This window comes from Streptomyces coryli (assembly GCF_011044975.1).
In the GTDB taxonomy this organism is placed as follows: domain Bacteria; phylum Actinomycetota; class Actinomycetes; order Streptomycetales; family Streptomycetaceae; genus Streptomyces; species Streptomyces coryli.
Genome location: NZ_JAAKZV010000388.1, coordinates 1 through 4,890, shown reverse-complemented (window position 1 = coordinate 4,890; position 4,890 = coordinate 1). Strand labels below are relative to the sequence as shown.

The 4,890-nt window shown below is 71.3% G+C and carries 5 protein-coding genes; 3 read left to right on the top strand and 2 right to left on the bottom strand.

Annotated features, from left to right (window positions below):
• Positions 1 to 519: GNAT family N-acetyltransferase (locus tag G5C51_RS39850; RefSeq protein WP_165245483.1), on the top strand; the 519-nt coding region annotated here is incomplete at its 5' end.
• Here G5C51_RS39850 and G5C51_RS39845 read toward each other — a convergent pair.
• On the bottom strand, positions 508 to 1,269 hold the full coding sequence (locus G5C51_RS39845; RefSeq protein WP_165245481.1) for a ZIP family metal transporter: 762 nt from the start codon (positions 1,267 to 1,269) through the stop codon (positions 508 to 510). The genes G5C51_RS39850 and G5C51_RS39845 overlap by 12 nt on opposite strands.
• Before the next feature lie 131 nt (positions 1,270 to 1,400).
• Between G5C51_RS39845 and G5C51_RS39840 the strand changes: the two genes are divergently transcribed.
• Together G5C51_RS39840 and G5C51_RS39835 are read left to right on the top strand one after the other, a co-directional pair.
• Positions 1,401 to 3,038, top strand: coding sequence for a glycoside hydrolase family 13 protein (locus G5C51_RS39840; RefSeq protein WP_165245480.1), 1,638 nt, complete (start codon positions 1,401 to 1,403; stop codon positions 3,036 to 3,038).
• Between the two features lie 280 nt (positions 3,039 to 3,318).
• Positions 3,319 to 4,068: a phosphatase PAP2 family protein gene (locus tag G5C51_RS39835; protein ID WP_165245485.1), complete on the top strand. Its 750-nt coding sequence runs from the start codon at positions 3,319 to 3,321 to the stop codon at positions 4,066 to 4,068.
• Between the two features lie 9 nt (positions 4,069 to 4,077).
• Here the strand turns inward: G5C51_RS39835 and G5C51_RS39830 are convergent, their stop codons facing one another.
• Entirely contained in the window at positions 4,078 to 4,797 is a 720-nt protein-coding gene (locus G5C51_RS39830) for a DUF11 domain-containing protein (protein ID WP_165245478.1), read from the bottom strand.
• Positions 4,798 to 4,890: the final 93 nt, after the last annotated feature.

Sequence of the window (4,890 nt, the reverse complement as noted above, 5' to 3'; positions counted from 1 at the left end):
CCCCACGACCTCCCCACCCTCGTCACCCTCCGCAACACCGCCGCCAACCGCCTCCTCGCCGCGGGAATCGACCAGTGGCACCCCCACGAAATGGGCGAAGACCACTTCCGCAGCATCCTCACCAAAGGCGAGATCTGGCTCGCCGAAGCAGACGACGGCACCCCCCTCGGCGCCTACGAACTCTGGTGGGACGACGAGCCCGCCTGGGGCCCCCAGCCCCCCACCGCCGGCTACATCCACCGCCTCATGACCGACACCACCGTCGCCCCACCCGGCACCGGCCGCACGCTCCTCCGCAACGCCGAATCCCGGATCGCCGAAGTCGGCCGCACCCTCGCTCGCCTCGACTGCCTGGCCACGAACCCGCGCCTGCGGGCGTATTACGAGGCCGCCGGCTACGCCCCCGTAGGCACCAAGGAAGGCAAGCCCGTCGCCGGCGGCGGCACCCGCTCCTTCACCCTGCTCGAAAAGGAGCTGAAGGCCCCGAAGAAGCCGAAGGACCCGACCTCACGCATGTGACATAGCAAACGCACACAAAAACCCCACCACCGTCACCAACCCCGTCCACAACTGAGCATCCGAAAACGCCTCAGGAATCATCGTGTCGGCGACCATCGCCAGAATCGCCCCCGCCGCCACAGCAGTGATCGCCGCCAGCACCGTCCCGGACGCATCCCCGAGCACCGCATAACCCACCAACGCCGCCACCCCACTCAGCAGCGCGATCCCACCCCACAGCCCGAAGACATACGCCGGTGAACGCCGCGCCTCCCGCATCCCGGCCGCGCTCGACAGCCCCTCCGGCACGTTGCTGATGAAGACCGCCGCCACCGTCGCCGCGCTGACGCCGCCCCCCGCCAGCAGGCTCGCGCCGATCACCACCGACTCGGGGATGCCGTCCAGCGCCGCACCCAGCGCGATCGCGGCGCCGGAGCCGGGTTGCTCGTCCTCCGCGGGCTGGCGGGCCACGGCCGCGGCGCCGGAGCGCTTCCGATGGCGGGCACCACGGCGCGCCAGGACCACGTTGGCGAGGGTGTACGCGGTCGCGCCGCCCAGCGCACCGAGCGTCGTCGGGAGCAGCCCGCCCTGCTCATGCGCCTCCGCGATCAGCTCGAAGGACATCGCGGAAATGAGAACTCCCGACCCGAAGGCCATCACGAGCGCCACCGCCTCCCGCGGGACCCGCGCGAAGTAGCCGATCGCGGCACCGAGAACCAGGGCGAGGCCCGCGAGCAGCCCCCAGCCGCCCGCCTGCAAAACCTCCATCAATACCACCAAACCCGAACGAGACGACTCCCGGCGCACGTGAAGATACCCGGCGTAGCACTCGTGTCACGTCACCGTCACCCGACACCGGTTCGTGGCGTTGACCATCGTGATCACCGCACGAGAGGACGCACATGACCCAGCAGGAGACCCCTTCCGCCCCTACGGCAGCCCCGGCAGGCCGAGCAGGCCGAGCAGGCCGGCCAAACCGGGCGGCCGCCGGCTGGTGGCGGGACGCGGTGATCTACCAGATCTACGTACGCTCCTTCGCGGACTCCGACGGCGACGGCAACGGCGACCTCGCCGGCGCCCGCACCCGGCTCCCCTACCTCGCGGGACTGGGCGTGGATGCCGTATGGCTGACGCCCTTCTACGCCTCCCCTCAAGCCGACGGCGGCTACGACGTCGCCGACTACCGCACCGTCGACCCGATGTACGGGGTGCTGGCGGACGCGGAGGAGTTCATCCGGGAGGCGCATCGACTGGGCCTGCGCGTGATCGTCGACATCGTGCCCAACCACACCTCCGACCGGCATCCCTGGTTCCAGCAGGCCCTCGCCGGCGGATCCGGCCGCGAGCGCTATCACTTCCGCCCGCCGAGCCCCGAGCCGCCCAACGACTGGGAGTCCGTCTTCGGCGGCCCCGCCTGGACCCGCACGCCCGACGGCTCCTGGTACCTGCACCTCTTCGCCCCCGAGCAACCCGACCTCAACTGGGAACACCCGGAAGTCCGCGCCGAATTCGAGGACATCCTGCGCTTCTGGCTCGACCGCGGCGTCGACGGCTTCCGTATCGACGTCGCCCACGGCATGGTCAAGGCGCCCGGGATGCCGGACATCGGCCACGGCGAGCAGGCCAAGCTCATCGGGAAGCAGATCCTCCCCTTCTTCGACCAGGACGGGGTCCACGACATCCACCGCGCCTGGCGCAAGCTCCTCGACTCCTACGACACCGACGGCAACGGCGACCGCATCGGCGTCGCCGAGGCCTGGGCCCCGACCCCCGAGCGCCTGGCCCTCTACGTCCGCCCGGACGAACTCCACCAGGCCTTCAACTTCCACTTTCTCGCCTGCGCATGGGACGCCGGCGAGCTGCGCGAGGCCATCGATCAGTCGGCCGACGCCCTCGGCGCGGTAGGAGCCCCCGCCACCTGGGTGCTGGGGAATCACGACGTGGTCCGCCCGCGCACCCGCTACGGCTCCCTCGCCCGCGCCCGCGCCGCCGCCCTGCTGTCGCTGGCGCTGCCCGGTGCCGCGTACGTCTACCAGGGCGAGGAACTCGGCCTCCCCGAGGTCACCGACCTCCCGGACGCCGCCCGCCAGGACCCCGCCTTCCAGCGCACCGCCGGGCAGGACGGGCTCCGGGACGGCTGCCGGGTGCCGCTGCCGTGGTCGGGGGATGCGGCGCCGTACGGGTTCGGGGCGGATGGCTCGTGGCTGCCGCAGCCGGCGGACTGGGGTGGGTTGACCGTAGCGGCACAGGAAGGTGATCCGGGGTCCACGCTCGCGCTCTATCGGGCCGCGCTCAAGCTGCGGCGCGGGCTGGACGGGCCGCTGGCGTGGGAGGAGTCGCCCGAGGGGGTGCTCGCCTTCCGCCGCGGGGACGGCTTCCGCTGCATCGTGAATACGGGAGCGCGGGAGGTCGGGGTACCGGTGGCGGGCGGCACGCGGCTGCTGCTGGGGTCCGGGCCGGTGGCGGCCCCGGTCGAAGGCGTACTGCGGGTGCCGGCCGATACGTGTGTCTGGTGGGGGACACACGTCCCCTCCCCCTAGGATCAGGGGACACACGTCCCCTCCCCCTAGGGCCACAGGGCCCCCACCTCCGACTCCGGGACGAGACCGGGGACGGCGGACGGGACCGGGGGATGATCGGGGGTGTCCCCTGCTTCTGGCAGACTATTCATCCATGGGTCAGTCGATTTCCCGGGGTGTTGCTCCCCGGCCAGCCGAGATTGCGAGGACGCTCGAAGACCGTCAGGTCACTCCGCAGTCGGACGCTGCCCGGTCCCGGGACGAGTCGGCGGGTGGCGACGGCCCGAGCCTCCTCGAGCGTCTGCGCGCTCCGCGGGCGCCGCGGGTGTGGTTCGAGATCCTGCTGATCGCGGTGAGTTACTACGTCTACTCGCTGATCCGTAACTCGGTCCCGGAGCACGAGGACAAGGCGCTCGCGCACGCCGACGACATCTGGGCGTTCCAGGCGAAGCTGGGGCTGGCCTTCGAGGACTCGATCAATCACGCGGTCGACGGCGTGCACTGGCTCGTCGTCTCGATGAATTACTACTACTCCACGCTCCATTACGTCATCACGATCGCCGTCTTCGTCTGGCTGTACCGCAAGCACCCGGGGCGCTACGGCGCCGTCCGGCTGACCCTCGCGGTGACCACGTTCGCGGCGCTGATCGGCTATTACCTGTACCCGCTGGCCCCGCCGCGGCTGATGACGGACACGGTCTTCATCGACACCGTGCAGGTGCACGGCACCTGGGGATCGACGTCGTCGGGGAACCTGGCGAACGTCTCCAACCAGTACGCCGCCATGCCGTCGATGCACACCGGCTGGTCGCTGTGGTGCGGGATCACCATCGTGATGCTGGCGAAGGCGCCGTGGGCGCGGATCCTGGGCGCGCTGTATCCGATGGCGACGATCTTCGTGATCATGGCGACCGCGAACCACTTCTGGATGGACGCGGTCGGCGGCATGATCTGCCTGGCCTTCGGCTATGCGGCCGCGTATGCCTGGTATGGGAAGAGCGTGTATCAGCTGCCGCAGCAGCCGGCGGTGCTGGCTAAGGCGCCCGCTTAGGCGCTGCGCTCAGCGCTGTTCGCCCGGGCCGCCCGTCGGCGTCGTCTCGTCGCCGGCCGCCCGGCGGCGGCGCAGCAGCACCACTCCCACGACGCCGATGAGCAGCGCGATGGCCGCGCTCACCGCCGTGTGCACCCGGCTGACCTGCCAGAACACCTTGGTGTACGGGGAGCTCGCGGTGGCGCAGGTGAGCAGGTCGCCCTTGTCCTTCGCCCGTACGCACACCGTCGTGGAGACCCGCGGCCCGCGGCGCTCCGGCTCGGCCACGGTGTGGCCCGCCTGGACGACCTGGCCGTCGGCGCCCTTGGCGGGGCCCGACGGCGGGGCTACGCGGGTCTGGGAACCGGCATCCTCGGCCGGAGTGCCGACCCGCCCCGTCATGGTCAGCTTCGCCTCGCCCCCCGGGGCCAGCCGCAGCCGCCAGGTGACCTGGCGGCCGGTGGCGTCCGCGGAGCCGGCCGGCTGTGAGCGGACGTGCCGGAGCGAGTCCGGCATCAGCTGAGTGACCTGCGTGTTCGGCAGGCGCTTGGCGGTGCGGTTGCGGACGGTGATGGTGTACGTGGCGGTGGCGCCGTCCGAGAGGGTGCGATCGGCGGTGCGGACGTCGATGGTGACGGGGGGCCGCGCCTTCGGATCGTCGTCGCGATCGGCCTGAGCCGGAGCGCCCGCGGTGACGCCGAGCGAGAGCAGCGCAAGGCCCGCCGCGGCGGTCCTGGAGCGGTTGGCCATACGGCCGGTCTACCAGCACGACGCAACCGACGAAGCGGGACAGACCGGACAGGGACCCTGACTGCGCCCTTTCGGACTACGGCTCTTCCCACC

What these genes read in the sequence shown, in the direction of transcription:
- G5C51_RS39830 (WP_165245478.1), bottom strand. Translation starts at nt 4,797, where the DNA reads ATGGCCAACCGCTCCAGGACCGCCGCGGCGGGCCTTGCGCTGCTCTCG.
- G5C51_RS39840 (WP_165245480.1), top strand. Translation starts at nt 1,401, where the DNA reads ATGACCCAGCAGGAGACCCCTTCCGCCCCTACGGCAGCCCCGGCAGGC.